Annotated in this window: 19 protein-coding genes and 1 pseudogene; 13 read left to right on the top strand and 7 right to left on the bottom strand. The window is 63.7% G+C overall.

All coding sequences use genetic code 11. The features are described from left to right. Window positions 1-258 precede the first annotated feature (258 nt). From DDQ68_RS15090 to tnpA, 3 genes are all read left to right on the top strand, one after another. Window positions 259-1,050 (top strand): septal ring lytic transglycosylase RlpA family protein, encoded by a 792-nt coding sequence (locus tag DDQ68_RS15090; protein WP_162550143.1) that lies wholly within the window; start codon window positions 259-261, stop codon window positions 1,048-1,050. Window positions 1,051-1,227: 177 nt separating this feature from the next. Further along, a complete protein-coding gene (glgP, locus tag DDQ68_RS15085) occupies window positions 1,228-2,877 on the top strand; it encodes an alpha-glucan family phosphorylase (protein WP_109657046.1) in 1,650 nt (549 codons plus the stop codon). Window positions 2,878-2,982: 105 nt separating this feature from the next. After that, window positions 2,983-3,420 (top strand): IS200/IS605 family transposase, encoded by a 438-nt coding sequence (gene tnpA / locus DDQ68_RS15080; RefSeq protein WP_109657045.1) that lies wholly within the window; start codon window positions 2,983-2,985, stop codon window positions 3,418-3,420. 527 nt (window positions 3,421-3,947) lie between these two features. Here tnpA and DDQ68_RS15075 read toward each other — a convergent pair. Next, entirely contained in the window at window positions 3,948-4,985 is a 1,038-nt protein-coding gene (locus DDQ68_RS15075; RefSeq protein WP_109657044.1) for an alpha/beta hydrolase family protein, read from the bottom strand. A 401-nt stretch (window positions 4,986-5,386) separates the two neighbouring features. On the opposite strand from DDQ68_RS15075, the gene gltX reads away from it, so the two are divergent. Both gltX and DDQ68_RS15065 read left to right on the top strand, forming a co-directional pair. After that, window positions 5,387-6,940 (top strand): glutamate--tRNA ligase, encoded by a 1,554-nt coding sequence (gltX, locus tag DDQ68_RS15070; RefSeq protein WP_109657043.1) that lies wholly within the window; start codon window positions 5,387-5,389, stop codon window positions 6,938-6,940. Between the two features lie 280 nt (window positions 6,941-7,220). After that, complete coding sequence (locus DDQ68_RS15065) at window positions 7,221-7,586, top strand: hypothetical protein (RefSeq protein WP_109657042.1); 366 nt, start codon at window positions 7,221-7,223, stop codon at window positions 7,584-7,586. 165 nt (window positions 7,587-7,751) lie between these two features. Here the strand turns inward: DDQ68_RS15065 and DDQ68_RS15060 are convergent, their stop codons facing one another. Beyond that, window positions 7,752-8,258: a toxin-antitoxin system YwqK family antitoxin gene (locus DDQ68_RS15060; RefSeq protein ID WP_162550142.1), complete on the bottom strand. Its 507-nt coding sequence runs from the start codon at window positions 8,256-8,258 to the stop codon at window positions 7,752-7,754. Between the two features lie 161 nt (window positions 8,259-8,419). Between DDQ68_RS15060 and DDQ68_RS15055 the strand changes: the two genes are divergently transcribed. Then, window positions 8,420-9,202 (top strand): TIGR00266 family protein, encoded by a 783-nt coding sequence (locus DDQ68_RS15055; protein WP_109657040.1) that lies wholly within the window; start codon window positions 8,420-8,422, stop codon window positions 9,200-9,202. Between the two features lie 27 nt (window positions 9,203-9,229). Here the strand turns inward: DDQ68_RS15055 and DDQ68_RS15050 are convergent, their stop codons facing one another. From DDQ68_RS15050 to lptB, 3 genes are all read right to left on the bottom strand, one after another. Further along, window positions 9,230-9,451, bottom strand: a complete 222-nt coding sequence (locus tag DDQ68_RS15050; RefSeq protein ID WP_109657039.1) for a hypothetical protein — start codon at window positions 9,449-9,451, stop codon at window positions 9,230-9,232. 168 nt (window positions 9,452-9,619) lie between these two features. Continuing rightward, on the bottom strand, window positions 9,620-11,170 hold the full coding sequence (locus tag DDQ68_RS15045) for a GH3 auxin-responsive promoter family protein (protein ID WP_245897059.1): 1,551 nt from the start codon (window positions 11,168-11,170) through the stop codon (window positions 9,620-9,622). Between the two features lie 206 nt (window positions 11,171-11,376). Then, window positions 11,377-12,108 carry an LPS export ABC transporter ATP-binding protein gene (lptB, locus tag DDQ68_RS15040; RefSeq protein WP_109657038.1) on the bottom strand — a complete coding sequence of 244 codons (732 nt, stop codon included), beginning with the start codon at window positions 12,106-12,108 and terminating at the stop codon, window positions 11,377-11,379. A gap of 98 nt (window positions 12,109-12,206) precedes the next feature. Between lptB and DDQ68_RS15035 the strand changes: the two genes are divergently transcribed. Both DDQ68_RS15035 and DDQ68_RS15030 read left to right on the top strand, forming a co-directional pair. Beyond that, window positions 12,207-12,875 carry a carotenoid biosynthesis protein gene (locus DDQ68_RS15035; protein ID WP_109657037.1) on the top strand — a complete coding sequence of 223 codons (669 nt, stop codon included), beginning with the start codon at window positions 12,207-12,209 and terminating at the stop codon, window positions 12,873-12,875. A 53-nt stretch (window positions 12,876-12,928) separates the two neighbouring features. Further along, the gene (locus tag DDQ68_RS15030; protein WP_109657036.1) at window positions 12,929-13,501 is read left to right on the top strand and encodes an arylesterase; all 573 of its coding nucleotides are present in this window, start codon (window positions 12,929-12,931) and stop codon (window positions 13,499-13,501) included. A 148-nt stretch (window positions 13,502-13,649) separates the two neighbouring features. Here DDQ68_RS15030 and DDQ68_RS15025 read toward each other — a convergent pair whose 3' ends face one another. Continuing rightward, window positions 13,650-14,213, bottom strand: coding sequence for a beta propeller repeat protein (locus tag DDQ68_RS15025; protein WP_109657035.1), 564 nt, complete (start codon window positions 14,211-14,213; stop codon window positions 13,650-13,652). Window positions 14,214-14,458: 245 nt separating this feature from the next. On the opposite strand from DDQ68_RS15025, the gene DDQ68_RS15020 reads away from it, so the two are divergent. The 4 genes and pseudogenes from DDQ68_RS15020 to DDQ68_RS24815 all read left to right on the top strand — a co-directional run bounded on the left by DDQ68_RS15020 (window position 14,459) and on the right by DDQ68_RS24815 (window position 18,271). Beyond that, the gene (locus tag DDQ68_RS15020) at window positions 14,459-16,180 is read left to right on the top strand and encodes a hypothetical protein (RefSeq protein ID WP_162550141.1); all 1,722 of its coding nucleotides are present in this window, start codon (window positions 14,459-14,461) and stop codon (window positions 16,178-16,180) included. A 126-nt stretch (window positions 16,181-16,306) separates the two neighbouring features. After that, window positions 16,307-17,308, top strand: a pseudogene (locus DDQ68_RS15015) (IS701 family transposase). Between the two features lie 177 nt (window positions 17,309-17,485). Continuing rightward, complete coding sequence (locus DDQ68_RS15010) at window positions 17,486-17,944, top strand: helix-turn-helix domain-containing protein (RefSeq protein WP_162550140.1); 459 nt, start codon at window positions 17,486-17,488, stop codon at window positions 17,942-17,944. A 24-nt stretch (window positions 17,945-17,968) separates the two neighbouring features. Next, window positions 17,969-18,271, top strand: a complete 303-nt coding sequence (locus DDQ68_RS24815; RefSeq protein WP_109658449.1) for a transposase — start codon at window positions 17,969-17,971, stop codon at window positions 18,269-18,271. Between the two features lie 188 nt (window positions 18,272-18,459). Here the strand turns inward: DDQ68_RS24815 and DDQ68_RS14995 are convergent, their stop codons facing one another. Beyond that, window positions 18,460-19,143, bottom strand: a complete 684-nt coding sequence (locus DDQ68_RS14995; protein ID WP_109657030.1) for a Cj0371 family chemotaxis-regulating polar lipoprotein — start codon at window positions 19,141-19,143, stop codon at window positions 18,460-18,462. A 226-nt stretch (window positions 19,144-19,369) separates the two neighbouring features. Here DDQ68_RS14995 and DDQ68_RS14990 point away from each other — a divergent pair, with 226 nt between their 5' ends. After that, window positions 19,370-21,061, top strand: coding sequence for a DUF1800 domain-containing protein (locus tag DDQ68_RS14990; protein WP_162550139.1), 1,692 nt, complete (start codon window positions 19,370-19,372; stop codon window positions 21,059-21,061). The last annotated feature ends 132 nt before the right edge of the window (window positions 21,062-21,193 follow it).

Raw genomic sequence — 21,193 nt, 5'->3', positions numbered from 1 at the left:
CAGGGGTCCGGATTTTTGAAAAGCAGGTTCCCCGGCATCTTAGGCAGCTTTTGCTTTTTAGCAAAAAGATGAATTTTGTGCAAGTTTTCTATAAAAAGGACAATTTTTAAGCTAGTTGGCTTGGCAGCGGGGTCCTAATTCTTAGCACGCCCTGGGCGGGGCGGGTAATTTTGACCCATTCACCACCCGATGCTATCGATGCAATTATTTCGTAGTCCTGCTTCTGCTTTCGTTTTACTCCTATCGTTACTTTTGAGCTTGCCCAGCTCGGCTCGCACCAAGCGGTCGGCCCGGGTGCGGCGCTTTGCCCACACCCACATGTGCAAGCACGTGCTGGAGCCCCACGCGGTTAGTGCCAACATGGTGCTGCGCGGCCGGGCCTCCTGGTACGGCAAATACTTCCAGGGTATGAAAACGGGCAGTGGCGAGCGCTACAACCGCTTCGCCTACACCTGCGCCCACAAAACCCTGCCCTTCAACACCCGCCTGCGGGTAACCAGCGTGCTTACCGGCCACTCGGTGGTGGTGCGCGTGAACGACCGGGGCCCCTTCCGCCACCGCCGCATTATCGACCTGAGCGAAAAAGCCAGCAAAGAGCTGAACCTGCAAGAGCTGGGCGCCACCACCATCGTGGCCGAAGTAGTAGCTCCCGAAACCCCCCTGGGCCCCACCACGGCCCCCGACAACCTGCTGGCCCTGTGCCTGGGCGACCCGCACCCCCACGCCCCATTCACGACCTACACCGTGGACCCCGCCGCTGCTGCCGAAGCGGCCCCGGTGGTAGCCGCCGCGCCGGTAGCCGCGCCGGCTACGTTTGAAGTGCAAGTGGGCGAGTTTGCCACGGTGGCTGATGCGCAATCAGTGCTGGCTAAAATTCAGTCCCTCGACCCCAACGTGCACGTGGAACTGGCCAACGACTTGCTCGACGGCCGCCAGCGCAGCCGCGTGCTCGTGGGCACGTTTGGCGAGCGGCCCCAGGCCGAGGCCGTACGCCGCTGGCTGCTCGTCTGGGGCATTGGCGGGCAAGTGCGCGAAGTGGCGCTGCGCTAACCGCTGTGCAAACCACTCCTTATATAACAGTACCCATCACGCAGTGATAAACGGAGCGGCAACCGAACGAAAAGTCGGTTGCCGCTATTTTTTGCGCGGCTATGCGCACCTTGCGGCCGCGTGGGGCCCCGGCCCGCGGCTACCTTCGTTCCTCTTCTTCACCCCAGCAGTTCTTTCATGGAATTCACGTTTAAACCCTACACGCCCGCGGCCAAGTACAAGCAGGCGGCGGCGTACTTCTCGATGGAATTTGCGCTCGACCAGGCGCTGAAAATCTACTCCGGCGGCCTGGGCTTTCTGGCTGGCTCGCACATGCGCTCAGCCTACGAGCTGAAGCAGAACCTGGTGGGCATCGGCATTTTGTGGAGCTACGGCTACTACGACCAGGACCGCAGCCCCGACCAGACCATGCGCGTGGACTACACGCAGAAAAGCTATTCGTACTTGCAGGACACTGGGCTGCTGTTCCCCATCACCATCCACGGGGCCGACGTGCACGTGCGGGCCTTGTACCTGGCCCCGGAGGTATTCGGCACGGCCCCGATGTTCTTCCTGACCACCGATATCCCAGAGAACGACTACATCTCGCGCACCATCTCGCACCACCTCTATGACCCGGACGCGGCGGCGCGCGTGGCCCAGGCCATTTTGCTGGGCGTGGGCGGCGGCAAGCTGCTCGACGTGCTGAACCGCCAAACCGACGTGTACCACCTCAACGAGGGCCACGGTCTGCCGCTGGCGTTCTATCTCTACGAGAAGCACGGCCGCAAGCTGGCCGAGGTGCAGAAGCGCCTCGTTTTCACGACGCACACGCCCGAGCTGGCCGGCAACGAGGAGCGCCCCATGAAGCTGCTCACCGACATGACCTTCTTCGGGCCCGTGCCGGAAGAGGAAATCCGCCGGGTGGCCTGCCTCGACGGCACCACGCTCAACTACACCCTCACGGCCCTGCGCTTCGCGCGCCGCGCCAACGCCGTGAGCAAGGTGCACGGCGAGGTGGCCAACGAAATGTGGGGCCACTACGCGGGCATCTGCCCCATCATCCCCATCACTAACAGCCAGAACGGCACCTACTGGCGTGACCCGCAGCTGGCCGCCGCGGCCAAAGGCAAGGGCGATGGGGCCCTGCTGGCCCGCAAGCGCGAGCTAAAGCAGGCGCTCTTCAAAGTGGTGGCTGACCAGACCGGCAATATCTTCGACCCCGACGTGCTGACCATTGTGTGGGCCCGGCGCTTCGCATCCTACAAGCGCGCCGACCTGATTTTGCACCACTTCGAGCGCTTCGTAGCCCTAGCCACCAACGCCAAGCACCCCATCCAGGTTATTTGGGCCGGCAAGCCGTACCCGCTTGACCACGGCGCTATCGGCGTGTTCAACAGCCTGATAACGCGCACCAAAAACCTGCCCAACTGCGCCGTGCTCACCGGCTACGAGCTGGAGCTGTCAGCCGAGCTGAAGAAGGGCTCTGACATCTGGCTGAACACGCCCCGCTACCCGCGCGAGGCCAGCGGCACCAGCGGCATGACCGCCGCCATGAACGCCTCGGTGAACCTGAGCATCGCCGACGGCTGGATTCCGGAGTTCATCCGCGACGGCGAGAACGGCTTCGTGATTCCCCATTCGCCCGTGGACCAGGCCGACGACGTGAAGGATGCCGCCGAAGCTACCGCCCTGCTCGACGTGCTCGAAAACTACGTGCTGCCACTCTACTACGACCAGCCCAAAAACTTCCTGAAAGTGGTAAAAACCGCCATGAAGGACGTCGAGCCCATATTCGAGAGCACCCGCATGGCCAAGGAATACTACGAAAAGCTGTATAAGATCTGAACCGCGGATTTATCGGATTAAACTTATTGGTCACAACCGCAACTGAAAACTATGCGCTGAAAGCGCATAGTTTTCAGTTGCTACCCACGGCCGTAGGTTTGCGGCATGAGCCATGAGCAACGCCGGGGTGGGCATACCGTTTCGTGGCTGCCAGCGCACGTGGTCTGGGTCACGAAGTGCCGCTACCATGTGCTGACGGGGGACGTACAGCGCCGTCGCCGCGACCTCATCAAGCAAATCTGCGACGCAGAGGACGTGCGAATGCTGAAAGGGATGGTGAGCAAAGACCATGTGCATATGCACATTGAATACGCGCCTTCCCAATCCATCAGCGCCTTACTCAAGCGCTTAAAAGGGCGCACTTCGCGGCGGTTGCAGGAAGAATACCCGTTGCTGCGCAAAGAGGATTGGGAGCGGCATTTCCGGGCCGTTGGGTACGGGGTGTGGAGTACGGGCAACATCACTGATGAACTGGTGCAACAATACCTGGAACACCACCGAGAAGCCTCCAACAAAGACAACGACAATATTATCCTAAGCTAGGAATTTCATTCCGGTTGCGTTTAACCTATGGACTTCCAGTCCATAGTGGTTTAGTCGACTTGCTATTTGCAAAAAGAAGAAGACTCATAACATCATCAGTCAAAGTTTAACATTCACTGTAATGCAAAATTTGATACCGTACAGTGGTTAAAAGCTGCCTGATTGAAGAAATAAGGCGCACGAAGGTGAACAAGAATAGAAGTGGCCCGCCTACCGCGCGACGTGGAAGTGGAAATCTCCTGCATCGCCGTCGGCCCCTAGGGGCCCTACAGCGGTTTCCAAGCCGGTGTATATGGCTGGGGTGCGCGCCTGTCTGTGCTTGGTTTCACTTGAGGGGCCCCCTGGGGCAAGACCCCTACGGTGCCAGCACAGCTTGGTGGTACAGGCGCACGTCGCAATTGGGCACACTGACCTAGAAACCGTCCTAAGTAGTCATTCCGAGCGCAGCGAGGAATCTGGGTTGGGCTACTTAATGCACCATCCAGATTCCTCGCTGCGCTCGGAATGACAACTTTCCGTTCGCCGCATCACCTTATCCAACCTCCACCCTCATGAAAGAACTCGGCCTCTTTTTGCTGCTCGTTGGCCTGATTTCGCTGGTGTTGCCACTGATTAACCCCAACGTGCAGTACGTTTTTTTGCAGTGGATTAATAACTGGGGCCCCAACGCGGCGTGGGCCATCCGGGGCGGTATTGCGCTGCTGGGGCTCGTGCTGTGGCGCGTGGGCGGCCGGCGCGGCTAGCCGCGCCGGTGGCAACCCGGTGGTAGCCAAGTCCACGATTTGCCGGACTACTGCCGGCGCGAGAAAAATCTCATGGCCTTGCCCCGGCAGCTCCACCAGCTGGGCCGCCACGCGGTGCCTTTGGAGTGCGGCCACGTACTGCCGGCTGTAGGCGGGCAATGCCAACGGGTCGGCCAGCCCCGTAACTACCCGCACGGGCAAGCCCGGCCGTACCTGGGCTGCCATGTTCAGCGGTGAGAGCAGGGGTACCGGCAGCCACCACAGCGGGTTGAGTTGCTGCCAAGCCATGTGCCGGCGGAAAGCGGGCACGTCGCACGGGCAAGCCGCCAGTAGGGCCCCATCGGCCAGCAGGGGGTAGCGGCTCAGCACCGCACCCACCAGCACGGCGCCGCCCGAATGCCCGGCCAGGATGACGCGGCGGGCCCCGTAACGCCTGCGGAGCGCCTGCACGGTGGCGGCCACAGCAGCTACGGCCGCGGTCGTGTAATTATCGCCGACGGTCAGGCCGCGTATGCCGGGCGAGCGGTGGCCGGCAGGGTCGGCGTAGCCCGGCCGTAGTAGGCCCACTGCCACCACGTCGGGCGCGGCCCGGGCTACCTGCTGGGCCAGTTGGTATTGGTAGCTCGGCCGGTGAAACGGCGCATCGCCGTGCAGGATGACGACCAGCACGGGCGTGGCCGTGCGGTGGACGCTGCCGTAGGCTTGGCCATAGAGCAGCGCCGGCGGGGGCGCTGGCCACCAGGCCCGGACCCAGGGCCACGCCAGGCCGCCCGCCACGAACAAAAATACCAGCCCCGTCCGCCGCCAGTTTTTAGTTTTCATACCCACAAAGAAGCGAACCCGCCGTTACTCCCGGCTGGTGGCCAGCACCTTTGCGGCCGGCGCGGCCAGCAGGGGGGCCCGGCCTTACCTTTGCGGCGCGTTCCGGCTTTGGCGGAACGCGCTTTTTTTAGTGAGTAAGTGCTCGTTCGGAATTAAAAGAATTATTAGGCCGTCATGCTGAGCGCAGTCGAAGCATCTCTACCGCTTCGTTAAACGATTAATTTAGTGTGCGGTAGAGATGCTTCGATTGCGCTCAGCATGACCGTATGATTATCTGTTTAAATAAGAACGAGCACTCAAGCAGGCAGGCAAAATCAAATTGATATTGCGCTCTTCGCAACTCATTGTCTATCACAAGAAAGACGAATAGCTAGCAGCTAAAGGCTAACAGCTCATTACTTATGACCGAGAGAAACGTTCGGGTGCGCTTTGCGCCTTCGCCCACGGGGCCCCTGCACATCGGCGGCGTGCGCACCGCTTTGTACAACTACCTGCTGGCCCGCAAGCTGGGCGGCACCATGATCCTGCGCATCGAGGATACCGACCAGAACCGCTTCGTGCCCGGCGCCGAGCAGTACATTCTGGAGGCGTTGGCCTGGTGCGGCATCGTGATTGACGAGGGCGTGGGCGTGGGCGGCCCCCACGCGCCCTATAAGCAGAGCGAGCGCAAGCCCATGTACCGCCAATACGCCGACCAGCTCATCGCCGACGGCTTTGCCTACTACGCCTTCGACACGCCCGAGGAGCTGGACGCCATGCGCGCCCGCCTGCAGGCCGCCAAAGTGCCCAACCCGCAGTACAACAGCATCACCCGGGCCCAAATGCGCAACTCGCTGACCCTGCCCGAGGACGAAACCCAGGCCCTGCTCGACGCCGGCACGGCCTACGTCATTCGCCTGAAAGTGCCCCGCAAGGAGGAAATTCGCTTCCAGGACATGATTCGCGGGTGGGTGGTGGTGCACTCCAGCGCCGTGGACGATAAGGTGCTGATGAAGTCGGACGGCATGCCGACCTACCATTTGGCCAACATCGTGGACGACCACCTGATGGACATTTCGCACGTCATCCGGGGCGAGGAGTGGCTGCCCTCGGCGCCGCTGCACGTGCTGCTGTACCGCTACCTGGGCTGGGAAGCCACCATGCCGCAGTTTGCCCACTTGCCGCTGCTGCTCAAGCCCGACGGCACGGGCAAACTCAGCAAGCGCGACGGCGACCGCCTGGGCTTCCCGGTGTTTCCGCTGGAGTGGCACGGCGTGGACGCCGAAACCGGCGAGCCCACCGTCAGCCGCGGCTACCGTGAGGACGGCTACCTGCCCGAGGCGCTGGTGAACTTTCTGGCCTTCCTGGGCTGGAACCCGGGCACGGCGCAGGAGATTTTTTCGATGGATGAGCTCATCGAAGCCTTCGCCATTGACCGCGTGAGCAAGTCGCCGGCCAAGTTCGACGTGGCCAAAGCCAAGTGGTACAACGAGCACTACCTGCGCGCCAAACCTAACGCCGAGCTGGCCCCCTACCTGCTGGAGGCCCTGGCCGCCCACGGCCTGAAGTGCACCCCCGAAAAAGCCGAGCAGATTGTGGGCGTGATGAAGGAGCGCGTGAGCTTCCCGCAGGATTTCTGGCAGGAGGCCAAATACTTTTTCGACGCCCCCACGGAGTACGACCCCACCGTAGTGGCCAAGAAGTGGACACCCCAGGTGGCCGACGCCCTCGCTGCCTACGCCGACGCCTTGGCGGGGGGCCCCACCGCCTCGGCCGAGGGCCTCAAAAACCTGTTCAACCAGACTGTGGAGGCCCAGGGCCTCAAACCCGGCCAGGTGCTGCAAGCCCTGCGCGTGGCCGTAACCGGCGCCGCCGCCGGCCCCGACCTGTTCGAAACCCTCGTCATTCTCGGCACCGACGAGGCGGCCGGCCGCCTGCGCACCGCCGTGGAGCGCCTGGGGGCCCCGGCCGCGTAGCCAGTAGACTTGTTTCTTAATTAGAAAAGAGGTAGAACGTCATTCAGCGCATCAAGCAGAGACGAAGCATGACGTTCTTCTTTGTGAGGTTTCTAATTCGGGAACAACTTTAGTAGATAACCCTTGCCCAAGGCCGCGCCGTATGCACTACGGCGCGGTCTTTTTGCAGTGAGCAGTTAACAATGAACCGTTAACAGTTGGCGTCGCTAGGCCCCCGCATCACCCATTGTTAACCACTCACTGTTAACTACTCACTGTTAATTGTTAATTGACAAACGTTATGGCTAAGAAACCCGTCAAGCCCAAAAAAGCGGCCCCCGATCCTGATAAAAAAGCCCGCGTGCACAAAGAGCTGGAGGGCTTTGAAATCGGGGTGAACCCGCTGGGCGAAATCACCTCCAACTACAGCATCGAGCAAATCAACCAGTTCCTGGGCCGCCACGTGCGCGATAAAAAGTTGGTGGACCGCGCCGGCCAGTTCGGCGAAAAAACCGAGGACGACGAGGACCTGGCCCCCGAGCCCGAAGAAACCGACGAGGACTTCATGAAGCGCACCAGCCGCGAGGCCAAGCGCAAGAAACCCGAGGGCGACGACGCTTCCGAAGCTGCTGAAACCCGCGGCGAACTGCCCGCCACCGACGAATAGGGCCCTGGGCGTGGGGTATAGTAGTAAGCTGGCTGTAAAGACCGTTATGCTGAGCGCAGCCGAAGCATCTCTACCGTGCAAGTAATTCTATTTACTGCTGCGGGAGAGATGCTTCGGCTGCGCTCAGCATGACGGCATTTTAACGATGCTGCATCCGTAATCGCCCTACTGCACGGGGCGGGTTTCGACGAGCTGGCCGTTTTTGTAGATTTCGGTGGCGGTGAGGCGGCCGCCCTGGTACACGTCGGTGGCGGTGTGGCTGCCGTCGGTGTAGGTTTCGACGGCCCGCACCTGGCCGGTTTCGGTGTAGCGCGTCCAGGGCCCAAACCAGTAGAAGCGGGCGCCCTTGGCGCCGGTCAGCCACTGGGCTTTGCCGCGGCGCTCCACCTGGCCGCCCGGGTACCAGTACGTGACCTCGCAGAAACCCTGGCGGCCGTAGCGCTCGGTTTGGGCCAGGGCCCCGGTGGGCCCGTAGTAGCGGAACGTGCCCACGGGCCGGCCGTGGCGGTAGCGCCCGGCCGTGAAGGGCTGGGTGCGGGCGGCCTCGTCGTAGTAGGTGCGCCAGCGGCCCTGGCTGTAGCCGTGGCGGTCGGTGCGGTTGGCGGCGGGGCGGTTGCTGGCGCAGGCCCCGCACAATAATAAACTCAGCAAGAGCAGGCTACGGCAGCGCATGGGCAGGAAAGTTGGCGGAAAGGTAACGGCGGCAAAGTACAACTAATATATTAGTTGAAACGGTTCGGACGTAGAAATTATTGCGCCACCGGGGCCCTGGCGCCGGGCGGCGCGGGCGGCTAACTTTGCCACCGGCCGCGCACCAGCCGGCCCCCGCCGCCATGTTTTCGCACGACGTAGACTATCGCATCCTGGGCACCGACATCCAGGTGCTGGAAATTGAGCTGGACCCCAACGAAACTGTGGTGGCCGAAGCCGGCGCCATGGTGTACATGGAGGAAGCCATTGCTTTTGAAACCAAGATGGGCGACGGCTCCGCGCCCGACCAGGGCGTACTGGGCAAGCTGTTTTCGGCCGGCACGCGGCTGCTCACCGGCGAGTCGCTGTTCCTCACGCACTTCACGCACCGCGGTAGCCACGGCAAAAGTAAGGTGGCGTTTGCAGGCCCGTACCCGGGCACCATCATCGCCCTCGATTTGGGTACCCTGTCCCAGGGCCTCATCGTGCAGAAGGATGGCTTTTTGGCCGCCGCCAAGGGCACCAAACTGAGCCTGCACTTCAACCAGAAATTCGGGTCGGGCCTGTTCGGCGGCGAAGGCTTCATCCTTCAAAAGCTCACCGGCGACGGCAAAGCCTTCGTGCACGCGGGCGGCACCATCATCGAAAAGCAGCTGAACAACGAGCTGCTGCGCATGGACACCGGCTGCGTGGTGGCCTTCGAGCCCAGCTTGGACTTCAGCGTGGCCCGCGCCGGGGGGCTGAAATCGATGATTTTTGGGGGCGAAGGGCTGCTGCTGGCTACGCTGCGCGGCACCGGCCGTGTATGGCTGCAATCCATGCCCATCAAAAAGCTCATCCGGGCGCTGTCTCCCGGCGGCGGCAACGCCCAGAAGGAGAGCGGCGGTGTGCTGGGCGGCTTGGTGGGTGGTTTGCTCGACGAGTAGCGCGGGGGCCGGGCACCACGGGGCCAGCTAGCGGGGTTGCTCAAGCACCGGCGGCCGGCCGGCCAGGTCGTTGCTGCTCATCGATTGCGCAACGAGTACGCCTACCGCGCCCAGTACCACGGCTACCGTAATGGCCAAAACCCACAGAAAAGGGCGGTTTTCGAGGCCATCGGCGGGGCGGTTGCGCTGAGCAGCCTGGCGCCAGCGGCGCGAATCGCGGGGGGGACGGGGAGCGGAGAGGGTGGGCAAGGGAAGATAGGATGAGAAGTAAAATAACCGAACTAGGTATCGGTCGTCAAAAGATAATAAGATTATAAAAATAAATCCCAAAAATACCCATCATTTTAATACCTGTCAGGCAAATACTTACGAGCAAATATACAGCTTGGATTGCGCCGCTGCAAATTATGCTCCGGCCTACGCCGGGGCCCCGGCGGCCACGGCCAGCACCTGCTCCAGCACGGCCCGCGAATTCAGCAAACGGGGCACTTTGTGCTGGCCGCCGAGCTTGCCCTGGCTGGCCAGCCAGCGCGCAAACGTACCCGGGGGCAGCACCCGCAGCAGGGGCGGGGCCAGGGCCAGGTCGTGGTGGCGCTTGGCGTCGTAGTCGGAATTGACGCGGCGCAGCGTGGCGTCGAGCACGGCCACGAAGCGGGCGGCGTCGGGGGCGGGGGCCCCGGGGGCCAGTTCCACGGCCCACTCGTGGCCCCCGCGCTGCACCTGCCCGCCGGGCCCCGCGGCAAAATACACCGGCGCGGCCGTGAAGTCGTGCACGCGGCAGCCGGTGGCCAGGCTGGCGGCGGCCACGGCGGCCTCGGCGTTCTCAATTACCACTTCCTCGCCAAAGGCGTTGAGGAAGTGCTTGGTGCGCCCGGTGATGCGCAGCCGGTAGGGCCCCAGGCTGGTGAAGCGTACGGTATCGCCCACTACGTAGCGCCACAGCCCGGCGTTGGTGCTGATAACCAGGGCGTAGGGCTGGCCCAGCACCACCTCGTGCAGCGGCACGGGCCGAGGGTCGGGCGCGTCCCACTGGGCGGCGGGTAGGAACTCGTAGTAAATGCCGTGGTCGAGCAGTAGCAACAGGTCTTCGCTGCCGGGCTGGTCTTGCAGGGCGAAGTAGCCCTCGGTGGCGTTGTAGATTTCCAAATACTGCATCTGAGGCCCCGGGATGAGTTGCCGGAACAGCTCGCGGTAGGGCCCAAACGCCACCGCCCCGTGCAGGAACAGCCCCAGGTGCGGCCAGACCTGGGTAATGTCGTTGGCCCCGGCCAGCTCCACCACACGGCGCAGCAGCAGCAGCATCCAGGTGGGCACGCCGGCCAGCACGCGCACATCCTGGCGCAAAGCGTGCTGGGCGATGCGCTCCACTTTGTCCTGCCACTCGCCGAGCAAAGCCAGGGCCAGGGGCGGGGTACGCAGGCTTTCGGCCCAGGCCGGCAGCTGCTGCATAATCAGCGCCGACACGTCGCCAACCCGCGAGGCTGGCTCCTGGGGCCGGAACGGGTTGGGGGCGTGCGTGCCGCCCAGCGAGAGCGTGCGCCCGGCTAGCAACCGATGCTTTGGGTAGAGGAACGTGCTGAGGGCCAGCATGTCGCGCCCGGCGCGGTAGTGGCCTTGGCGCAGGCTCTCGGGCGTCACGGGCACGAACTTACTGCGGGCGTTGGTGGTGCCGCTGCTCTGGGCAAACCACTGCGGGCGGCCGGGCCAGAGCACGTCGGGGGCCCCGCGCAGCACGCGCTCCAGCGCCGGGTACAGTTGCTCGTAGGTGCTCACCGGCACGCGCCGGGCAAACTCGGCCGCCGTGGGGCCCTCGGCGAAGCCGTAGCGCCGGCCCCACTCGGTACCCTGGGCGCGGCGCAGCAGCTCGCGCAGCACGCGGGCCTGCACGGCATGCGGCTCGGCTCGCACCCGCGCCAGCCGGGGGCGGCTCTCAAGCTGCACGGCGGCGGACAGGAGCTGGTCGAGCACGAGGTTAATTAATGTGAGAAATTAGGAGATGTGAAGATGTGGGGAATTAGGCGGTAAGGGAGCCCCAGGCGGTACAGGGCCCCAAAGGCCGTCATGCTGAGCGCAGCCGAAGCATCTCTACCGCAGCAGTAATCCATGGTTAGTAAAGCAGTAGAGATGCTTCGGCTGCGCTCAGCATGACGGTCTACATCCTTCACGTTAAAAAATCACACGTTGCGCTTTAGTTCGAAATTTTTGCCCAGGTATACGCGGCGCACGGTTTCGTCGCCGGCCAGTTCTTCGGCGGTGCCGGCTTTGAGGAGCTTGCCCTCGAAGAGCAGGTAGGCGCGGTCCACGATGCTGAGGGTCGAGTTTACGTCGTGGTCGGTAATGAGCACGCCGATGTTGCGGTGCTTGAGCTTGGAGACGATGCCCTGAATTTCCTCGGTGGCGATGGGGTCGACGCCGGCAAAGGGCTCGTCGAGGAGCACAAATTTGGGGTCGACGGCCAGGGCCCGGGCAATTTCGGTGCGCCGCCGCTCGCCGCCGCTCAGCACCTTGCCCAGGTTTTTGCGCACGTGGGTGAGGCTGAACTCATGGAGTAGCTCCTCCATCTTGTCGAGGCGCGCTTTTTTAGGCATGTTGGTCATTTCCAGTACCGCCAGGATGTTTTCCTCTACGCTCAGGTCGCGGAACACGCTGGCCTCCTGGGCCAGGTAGCCCACCCCGAGGCGCGCCCGCTGGTAGATGGGCATGGTCGTGATTTCGGTGTCGTCCAAATAAATACGGCCTCCGTTGGGCTTCACCATGCCCACCATCATGTAGAAGCAGGTGGTTTTACCGGCGCCGTTGGGTCCCAGAAGCCCCACAATTTCGCCCTGCTTCACGGTCACGCTCATGTCGTTGACGACGGTGCGGGCCTTGTATTTCTTAACGAGGTGGTCGGCGCGGAGAATCATGCCGCAAAGGTCGGCCACAGCCGCCGAACCGAACCGGCCGGCATTTGCGCTAATTTTGCTGGGGGCCCCGGGCCCCGCGTAATCTCTACCCTCTGCTGATGTCTGATTCTTTCCCGCCGCTGGCGGCCAATGCCACCCGGCTGCGGGTGGCGCAGGGGCTGGTGCTGCTTTTCCACGCCACGGGGCTGGTGGGGCTGTTGTTCTCGCACGACCCCGGGTTTTACCTCCGCTTCACGCCCCTCACGCTGCTGCTGAGCGCGGCGCTGCTAGTGGCGTTTCAGCCGGAGCGCAACGCGGCGTTTTGGCAATTTTGCCTCACCGTAGGCCTGCTCGGCTACGTGGCCGAGGTGGTGGGCGTGCACACGGGCAAGCTGTTTGGTAACTACGCCTACGGCGACACGCTGGGCCCCAAGTGGTTCGACGTGCCCCCGCTCATTGGCCTCAACTGGGTGATTATGACCTACCTGGCCGGTATGCTGGCCCAGCGCCTGCCCCTGGGCGAGCTAGGCCGCACCTTGGTGGCGGCCCTGCTGATGGTGGGCTTCGACCTGTGCGTGGAGCTGCCCGCCGGCCGCTTCGACTTCTGGCACTGGACGGCGGGCGTCATCCCGTTCCGCAACTTCCGCGACTGGTTCATCCTCGCCTGCCTGGCCCAGATGCTGTTCAACCGCGCCCGCTTTATTAAAACCAACGCCCTGGTGCCGCTGCTCTACGTGGTGCAATTGCTGTTTTTCTTCGCCCTCGAATGGCTGGGCCCCAGCAAGTAGCCCGGGCAGTTATGCCGGCACCTCCAGTACCCCCGCCGCGTTAAGGAAGACGTATGAAGAACATTCTTTTTTTCGGCGATAGCCTCACCGCTGGCTACGGCCTGCCCGCGGCCGCCAGTTTCCCCGCCCTCGTTCAGCAAAAGATTGACACTGCTGGCCTGCCCTACCGGGCCCTCAACTACGGCGTGAGCGGCGACACCAGCGCCGGCGGCCGCGTCCGCCTGGCCGCCGCGCTGGCCCGCCAGCCCGCCGACGTGTTTGTGCTGGCCCTGGGCGCCAACGACGGCATCCGGGGCGTGCCGGTGCCCGACACCAGCGCCAATTTGCAGGCCATTTTACAGGCCGTGCAGCAGCAGCAGCCGGCGGCGCAGCTAGTAGTGGCCGGGCTGGAATTTCCCTTCAACATCAGCCCGCTGGGCAACCACCGCCTGGTGCGCTACGCTGCCGAGTTCAAAGCACTGTTTCGGCCGCTGGCCCAGCAGTTCGGCGCGGCCTTCGTGCCCTTTTTGCTCGAAGGCGTCCTCGGCCACCGCGCCCTGAGCCTGGCCGACGGCGTGCACCCCAACGCGGCCGGCCAGCAAATTCTGGCCGACAACGTGTGGGCCGTGCTGGGGCCCCTGCTGTGAGGGAAACCGGCTAGGGCTGCGGGGCCTTCGACACGTAGAGCACGCCATTTTGCTCGCCGCAAAAAGCAAAGTTTTCCCGGCGGCCGCAGAGCGCGGCCGAGGCCGTCACGTACAGCCGGGACTTGGCGTCGAAGTATAAGCTCGTAATTTAGTGGTCTTTGGGCAAGCGCAGCTGGCGGCCCGTGGTGGATTTAATGCCTATCGTTTCGAGGTAGTTTCTGCCGGGGCTGATTGGCGTCAGCAAAATATCAATGCTGTACCCCGTGCCCGACGGTGCGGCTGCGCGGTTGCGGGCCACTCGGAGTTCAAAATTACTCCTCCGCCAGTCGCGGTACGGCCGCCACGTCAGCCCTTGGTCAAGGCTGTAGTAGTTTGGGCTGGCGGCATAGGCCGCCCCATCCGGCAAGCCCCCAAGCTCGGCCGCTAGGGTCAGCAGGGTGTCTGAGCGCTGGGCAAGGCCAACAACCTTAAGGTTATTCTTGTAATCGCCCTTGCGCCACGTTTTGCCGCGGTCGGTGGTTTGGTAAACGGCGTAGCCCGTCGTGATAACCAGCGTCCCGTCGAGGTCGCCGGCCACCGCTTCAACGGCCCGGTCGTCGGGGGCCCGCAGCGCGTACCAGTCGGCATAGTCCGGCTGCACAGGGTCCGGAGCATCTTTGCGGCACGCGGCGAGGGTCAGCAGCAGTGCACTGCCCAGTAGCAGGGTTTTCATAGCCGGTTAGGGCAAGGTGGAAGAGTTGGCGGTGAAGATAACGTGAACCCTCAACACGGCGCGGGCGGGGCCAGCGCCGCCCGCGGCAGCTGCTTGGGCCCGCGGGGCCCCGATGCGGAAACCGCCACGATTGCGCTGGGGCCCCCGCGGGTGCCGGGTTGGATTCGGCTTTACTTTGCGCAGCCTGGATTGGGTGGGACCCCCTAGCTGTTTCGCTGGCTAGGCTGCTACCTCTTTGTATTGACTTGTTTACTTTGATTACGCGCATATTTTGGCGCCCCCGGTGGCGCTACGGCCTGGGCTGCCTGGCCTTGGTGGCCGGGCTGCTGGGCGCCGGGGCCTACCTGCTCACGCCCTACCAGGAGCTGCTGCGCTGGTATCTGGGGCTGAACGACTGCTTTTACCGCGCCGAGAGCTGGCCCCAGCGGTTTTTCACGCCGGCGGTGAAGGCCCAGGGCAACCTGCTGGCCCTGCTGGCGCTGGCGCTGTGCAGCGCCGGGCTGGGCTTCCTGCTGTATCGCTGGCGGCGGGCCCCGCAGCCGCGGCTGGGGCCCTCGGGGCCGGGGCCGGGCCTGGCGTGGCCCGATGCGCTGTATTTGCTGGGCCTGCTGGGGGCCGCCAGCGGGCTGTGGTGGTGGGGCAACGGCCGCGTGGTGCGGGGCCCCGACGAAGTGTTTTCGGCGCTGTACTGCGCGCCGCTGCCGCCGTTTCAAACCGTGGCCTACTACATGCTGCCCAACAACCACCTGCTGTTCAATTTATTAAATGGTAGCCTGTTTGGCGGGTGGGCCGACTTGGTGCAGACGGGACGGCTACTTTCCGGCGTGGCATACCTGGCCACGGTGGCCAGCGTGTACGGCTGGTTTCGGGGGCTGACCGGGCACCGGATGCTGGCGGCGCTGGTGGCGCTGGCCGTGGCGCTGCAATTCCCGCTGTGGGGGTTTGGGTTCCAGGCCCGGGGCTACGCCCTGTATGCGCTGGCGCACTGGGGTGCGTTCATCGGCCTGTTTGGCTACCGGCGCGACCGGCGCGGGGGCTGGCTGCTGCTCAATGCGGTGTGCTGCGCGGTGGGCTACGCTACGGTGCCCACTTTTCTGTTTTTTCACCTGGCGCAGCTGGCCTTTGGCGTCCTCTACCAGTGGCAGCGGCGGGCGCTGGACTGGCGCTTCTGGCGCTACCAGGCGGGGGCCCTACTGGCCGTGTACCTGTTCTACCTGCCGGCGCTGGGCTTCTCGGGCCTGGCCGCCCTCACTAGCAACGAGTACGTGCGGCCCACCAGCGCCACGTTAGGCGGGTTTCTGCCCGCCTTTGGCCACGATTTGCACGACTTCATAGAGTATTGCTTCTCCAACGCCAGGCTGGGGGTGCCGCTGAGCGAGGCGCTGGCGCTGCTGCCGCTGCTGCTGCTGGGGGCCCGGCGCGACACGGCCTGGTTTGCCTACGGCCTTTTCTACGCGCTGCTGCTGCTGGTAGCAGTGGGGCTGATGCTGGGTATGCGCCACAGCATCAACCAGCGCAACCTGATTGGGCATTGCAGCTTGGCATTGGCGCTGGTGCCAGCCACGCTTTACTGGCTGCTGGCGCAGCTGCCGGCCCACTGGCGGCGGCCGCGCTGGCAGCTGGGCGGCACGGCGCTGGTGCTGCTGGTGCTGGGGCGCCAGTTTGTGCGGGCCAGCCCCGTAAAGTACCCGGAGGGCCTGTACCTGTCCGACAACGGCCGGGCCTACCGGGCCATTACCGACGGCCTGCTTCCGATTCGGACGGGCCAGCGCGTGGCGTATTCGTGGGAGAGCTTCTACGTGTACTACGTGGGCCAGCAGCGCGGCCTGCGCGGCTACCTCACCTGCGCGCCGCCCCTGGCCGACTACTACATCGTGCTGCCCACCGAGCAGCTGCCCGCGGCGGCGGCCCCGCACTACGAGTTGCTTACGAAGGGCCCGGAGTTCACCCTTTACCGGCGCAAGTGAGGCCCCAGGGGCCCCAGATTTCCTTGGAGCCTAATTGAACAGGCTGTTATGCTGAGCGCAGCCGAAGCATCTCTACTGCGTTAGGACTTACGCACGCTGGGCTACTTTCAGCAAAATGATCTTTATATGCTGACACAGAGCACCTGCATCGACTACCTGCTAAGTACGCCTAGAAACTATACCTGCACCCACCTGGCAGCGCATTTGCCTGGCGTAAGCCACGACTAAGTAAATCGGTTTTTGCGCACCAGAAATTTGCCCGTCAGTCAGTTGCGTGACCTTGTGCAGCCGCTCTTGCGCGACTCATCCGAAGCTTTCCTGCTCGTGGACGACCGCGCGCAGGACAAGCGCTACAGCTAGTTTATTGCCGTGGCCAAGCGCCAATACCCGGGCAACGCCCACGGCATGGTCACCGGCATTGGGCTGGTCAACCTCGTGCACAGCAGCGGCGAAGCGGGCGATTTTCTGCCCCTTGCTTACCGCGTGTACGCGTCCGACGACGACGAGCTCACCAAAAACGACCATTTTCTGGCCATGTTTGAGCAGGTGGTGGCCGAGGGCCAGGTGCTGGCCCGCCCGCTGTTATTTGATTCCTGGTACGCGGGCAGCACGAACCTGAAGCGCATTCACCGCGCGGGCTGGGCCTTTTTCACGACCCTGAAAAGTAACCGCCTGGTGAACCGGGCCAAAGAAAGCGGCTACCAGGGCCTCGCCACGCTCGGCCCGCCGGCGCCGGGCTGGAGCCAGGGCGTGGAAATACGCCTCAAAGAAGTGCCCTTCGCCGTGAAACGCTTCAAGCTAGTGGCCACGAACGGCGACATTGAATGGGTCATGACCAAGCACCTGGCGGCCCATTTGCCGCGTGAAATGGTGATAGAGGCCGTGGAGGTACGCTGGCAGGTGGAAGAGTTTCACCGCAGTTTTAAGCAGTTGACGGGGGCCGAAAAGTGCCAGTGCCGCAACGCCAATGCCCAACGCAACCACTTGACTTGCTGCTACCGGGCCTGGGTCTCCTTGCGCCAACACGCCCGCCGATTGGGGCAAACCACGTACCAGGCTCACCAACAGCAGCGGCGCCCCTACCTCTGCCAGCTTCTCCGAAACCTGCTCATCCAAGCTCTCTCCTAGACGAGTGCGTAAGTAAACCTGCCGATTGATTTATACTCATCGGAAAGTTAAAAGAGAAAAAAGGGGTAAGATTACATCGTGGAATTGACCTTGACTGATTTGGAGCGGGGCTTGTTGCGGCAAGCGCAAAGCGCCTGCCGGGGCAAGGCGGGATAGGCGCCGGTGCCGGTGCCGCTCATGCTCGACCAGGGGCATGCCGCCGCGACGATTGGCCAGGCGTTGGGGCTGGCCGGGAGCAGCGTGTACCGCTACGCCCAGCCGTACCGCTTGCAGGGCCTGGCGGGCTATCAGGCCGCCGAGCAGCCGGGCTACTGGGGCTTGCTGAGCAGCGGCCAACGCGCGGGCCTGTGCCGGGAACTGGGCCAGACGCTCTACACCGATTGCCGGGCCATTGCCGACTGGCTGGCCGCCACCTACAGCGTGCGCTACTCCGTATCGGGCCTGACGGACCTGCTGCACCGGCTTAGGCTACTCCTACAAATTGACACGGCCGTGCCCTGCCAAGCCGATGCGGCGGCGCAAACGGCCTTCCTGACCGATACGCTGGCCCCGCTGCTGGCCCAGGCCGAGGCAGCGGTGGTCTGTTTTGCTGACGCCGCCCATCCCACCCACAACACCCGCGCCACCCACGTGTGAACCGAAACCGGCAAAGAGCACCCCCTGCTCACCGTCAGCGGCCGCGAACGGGTCAACCGCAACGCCGTCCTCAACGCCCACTGTTCCACCCAGGTCCACCTCGACGAGACCGCCTGCGTCAACGCTCAAAGCACCCAGCGGCTCTACGAGAAACGGCTGGCCACCCACCCCAAAGGCCCAGCGCACGTCCTCTGCGACAACGCCCGCCACTACAAAAACAAGGCGCTGAACGCCTGGCTGGAGAACAAACGCCTCGTACAGGTCTTCCTGCCCTCCTATTCACCCAATCTCAACCTGATGGAGCGCCTGTGGAAGTTTCTGCGCTAGCAGATTATCAACACGTCCTTCTTCCGTACCAAGGGCCAATTCAAAACCGCCGTCCTCGATTTCTTTGACCGACTCCCCGAGTTTGGCCCAGAACTCGCGTCCCGGATGAGCCTGAAATTTCATGTCCTCGATTCGCAAGCCACTTCGTGACGGGTATAACTACATCGAAGCCAGGGGCCCCAGTAGCATCACCCCCCAAACCCGCGGAAGCCGCCGCGGCTGCCGAAGCCGCTGCTGCGGCCGGCCGGCGCGCTGCCGCGGAAGCTGGGCCGCGGCGAGGCGCGCACCGTGGAGCCGCTTTCCTGAATGCCGGCGTTGGCCGAAGTGCGGCCCCCGCCGAAGCCCCTGCCGAAGAAGCCGCGGCCCTGGTCCTGGCGCTCGCGGGCTACGTTGGCGCGCCAGCCCTGGTTTTGCTGGAGCAGGCCGGGGTTGGCGTAGTAGCCGGGGTTAGGCGTCATGTAGCGGCCGGCCATGTAGCCGATGCCGCTCCACATCAGCACGTTCATCATACCCGAGCTTTGGGCGCGGTTCTCGGGATTTTGGCGGCTGTAGTCCTGCATCTGGCGTTGCAGGGCCTGGCCCTGGAGGGTGTCCACCTTGCCATCGAAGTGGTGGAGCACGGCGGCCACCTCCTCCTTGCCGGCGGGGCGCTCAGCGGTAATTTTCCACTCGCCGGGCTTCACCTCGGTCATTTCCGTGACGACGCCCTGGCTGTAGGTTTGACCGCTCCAGCTACCGTCGGCGCCGTTGCTATCGGCGCGGCGGCCATCGTCGCCCGAGCAGGCGGGCAGACTAAGGCCGAGGCTGCCGGCAGCGGCCACCAGCAGCACATTGCGGCGCCAGTCGCCGAGGGAGTGGAAGTGCTTTTTCATGACGAAACGAAAGGGCAAAAGGATGGCACCGAAGGTATTGCTTTTGGCCCAAAAACCGCAGCGCCAGCCCCGCCCGGGGTCCCGCAGCGCCCGCGGCTGCGGGCCAGGCGTAGCGGCTACACGCTGCCCTAAACCACTTATTTTGCTCACAACTTCTTCATCATTAAACCTTCACCCATTTACGGCATCTTTAGAAAAACGCTGCGCCCACTTTCCCCAAGCGCCCATGAACCGCCGTGCTTTTCTCCAGCGCCCCGGGGCCCCCACGCCCGCCCCGGGGCCCCCGCCGCCCGAGGCCATCAGCCCCCACGCCAACCAGCGGCTGCCGCTGCACCTGGCGGGCATCACCGCCGGCACCCTGGCCGCCTACGCGGGGCCCTGGGGCCCGGCCCAAGCCGCGCACCTGCTGCGGCGCACCCTGTTTGGGCCCACCCGGGCGGAAATAACCACGGCCGCGGCGGCGGGCCTGGGCCCTACGCTCGATGGATTGCTGGCGGCCTCTGCGGCCCCGGCCCCGCCCCTGAACGTGTCGGCCACCGACACGACCGTGCCCATCGGCCAAACGTGGGTGACGCAGGCGTTTGACCAAACCTTGCAGGGGGTGCGCACGGTGTCGCTGCGCGATTGGTGGCTGGGCCAGCAACTGGGCCAAACCACGTCGCTGAGCGAGCAGATGACGCTGTTCTGGCACAACCATTTTGTGGTAGAGTTCGGCAATCTTAACGACGCCCGCTACAGCTATGAATACGTGCGGTTGCTGCGCCAGCACGCGCTGGGTAACGTACGCCAGCTGGCTAAAGACTTGACCATCAACCCCGCCATGCTGCGCTACCTCAACGGCAACCAGAGCGTGGCGGGGGCCCCCAACGAGAACTACGGCCGCGAGCTGCTGGAGCTGTTCACCGTGGGCAAGGGGCCCCTGGTGGGGGCGGGCAACTACACCAACTACACCGAGGCTGACGTGCAGGCCGCTGCCCGGGTACTCACCGGCTGGCGCGACGACAACGTGAAAATTGCCGGCTACTTCGTCGCCGGCCGGCACGACGCCAAGCCCAAGCAGTTCTCCGCGGCCTTCGGCAACGCCGTCATCGCGCCCAACGGGGCCGCCGAGTACCAGGATTTAATCAACCTCATTTTCGCGCAGGCCGAAACGGCGCGGTTCCTGGTGCGTAAGCTCTACCGCTGGTTTGTGTACTATTTGATTGACGCGGACACGGAAGCCAACGTCATTCAGCCGCTGGCTACGTTGCTCATTCAGAGTAACTTTGAGGTGGCGCCAGTGCTGCGCCGGCTCTTCGGCTCGGAGCACTTTTTCGATGTGGCCGCCGTGGGCTGCCGCATCAAAAGTCCGCTCGATTTCACGGTGGGCCTAGTGCGGCAGATGCAGGTGGTGTTGCCGCCGGCCAGCAGCCTGGTGGCGCAATATGCCCACTGGGAGTACCTCTACGGCCTGGCCCTGGTGCAGCAGCAAGCCCTGGGCGACCCGCCCAACGTGGCCGGCTGGGCCGCCTACTACCAGACACCACAGTTCCACGAGCTGTGGATTAACGCCGTGACGCTGCCCCGCCGTAACCAGGCGACGGACCTGTACATCGGCAATGGGGTTTCGCGCGGGGGCGTCTTGGCTAAAATCGACCCCGTAGCCCTGGTACTGGCCCTACCCCCGGCCACGGCCACGGACCCTAACCTGGTCATCGCCGAGTTCGTGCGCCTGATGGTGCCCCTCGACCTCACGACCATCCAGCTGGCCTTCCTCAAAAACGCCCTCATCCCCGGCCTGCCCGATTTTGAGTGGACCAATGAGTGGACGTATTACGTCGCCACGCCTACCGTGGCCGCCAAAAAGGCCGCCGTGGCCACCAAGCTGCAAGCCATGCTGCGCTCCTTGATGGGCCTGGCGGAATACCATTTATCTTGAGCTTTTGGCTTTTAGCTCGAAGTTGATTTAGGCTGTCATGCTGAGCTTGTCGAAGCATCTCTACTGCGGCAGTAGTCAATGATTAGTCAGCGGGAGAGATGCTTCGACTACGCTCAGCATGACGGATTTATT

Origin of the sequence: Hymenobacter nivis, from assembly GCF_003149515.1 — a bacterium.
GTDB lineage: Bacteria > Bacteroidota > Bacteroidia > Cytophagales > Hymenobacteraceae > Hymenobacter > Hymenobacter nivis.
Note: the sequence above shows the minus strand (reverse complement) of the source record. Positions and strands in the feature narration are given on the sequence as shown.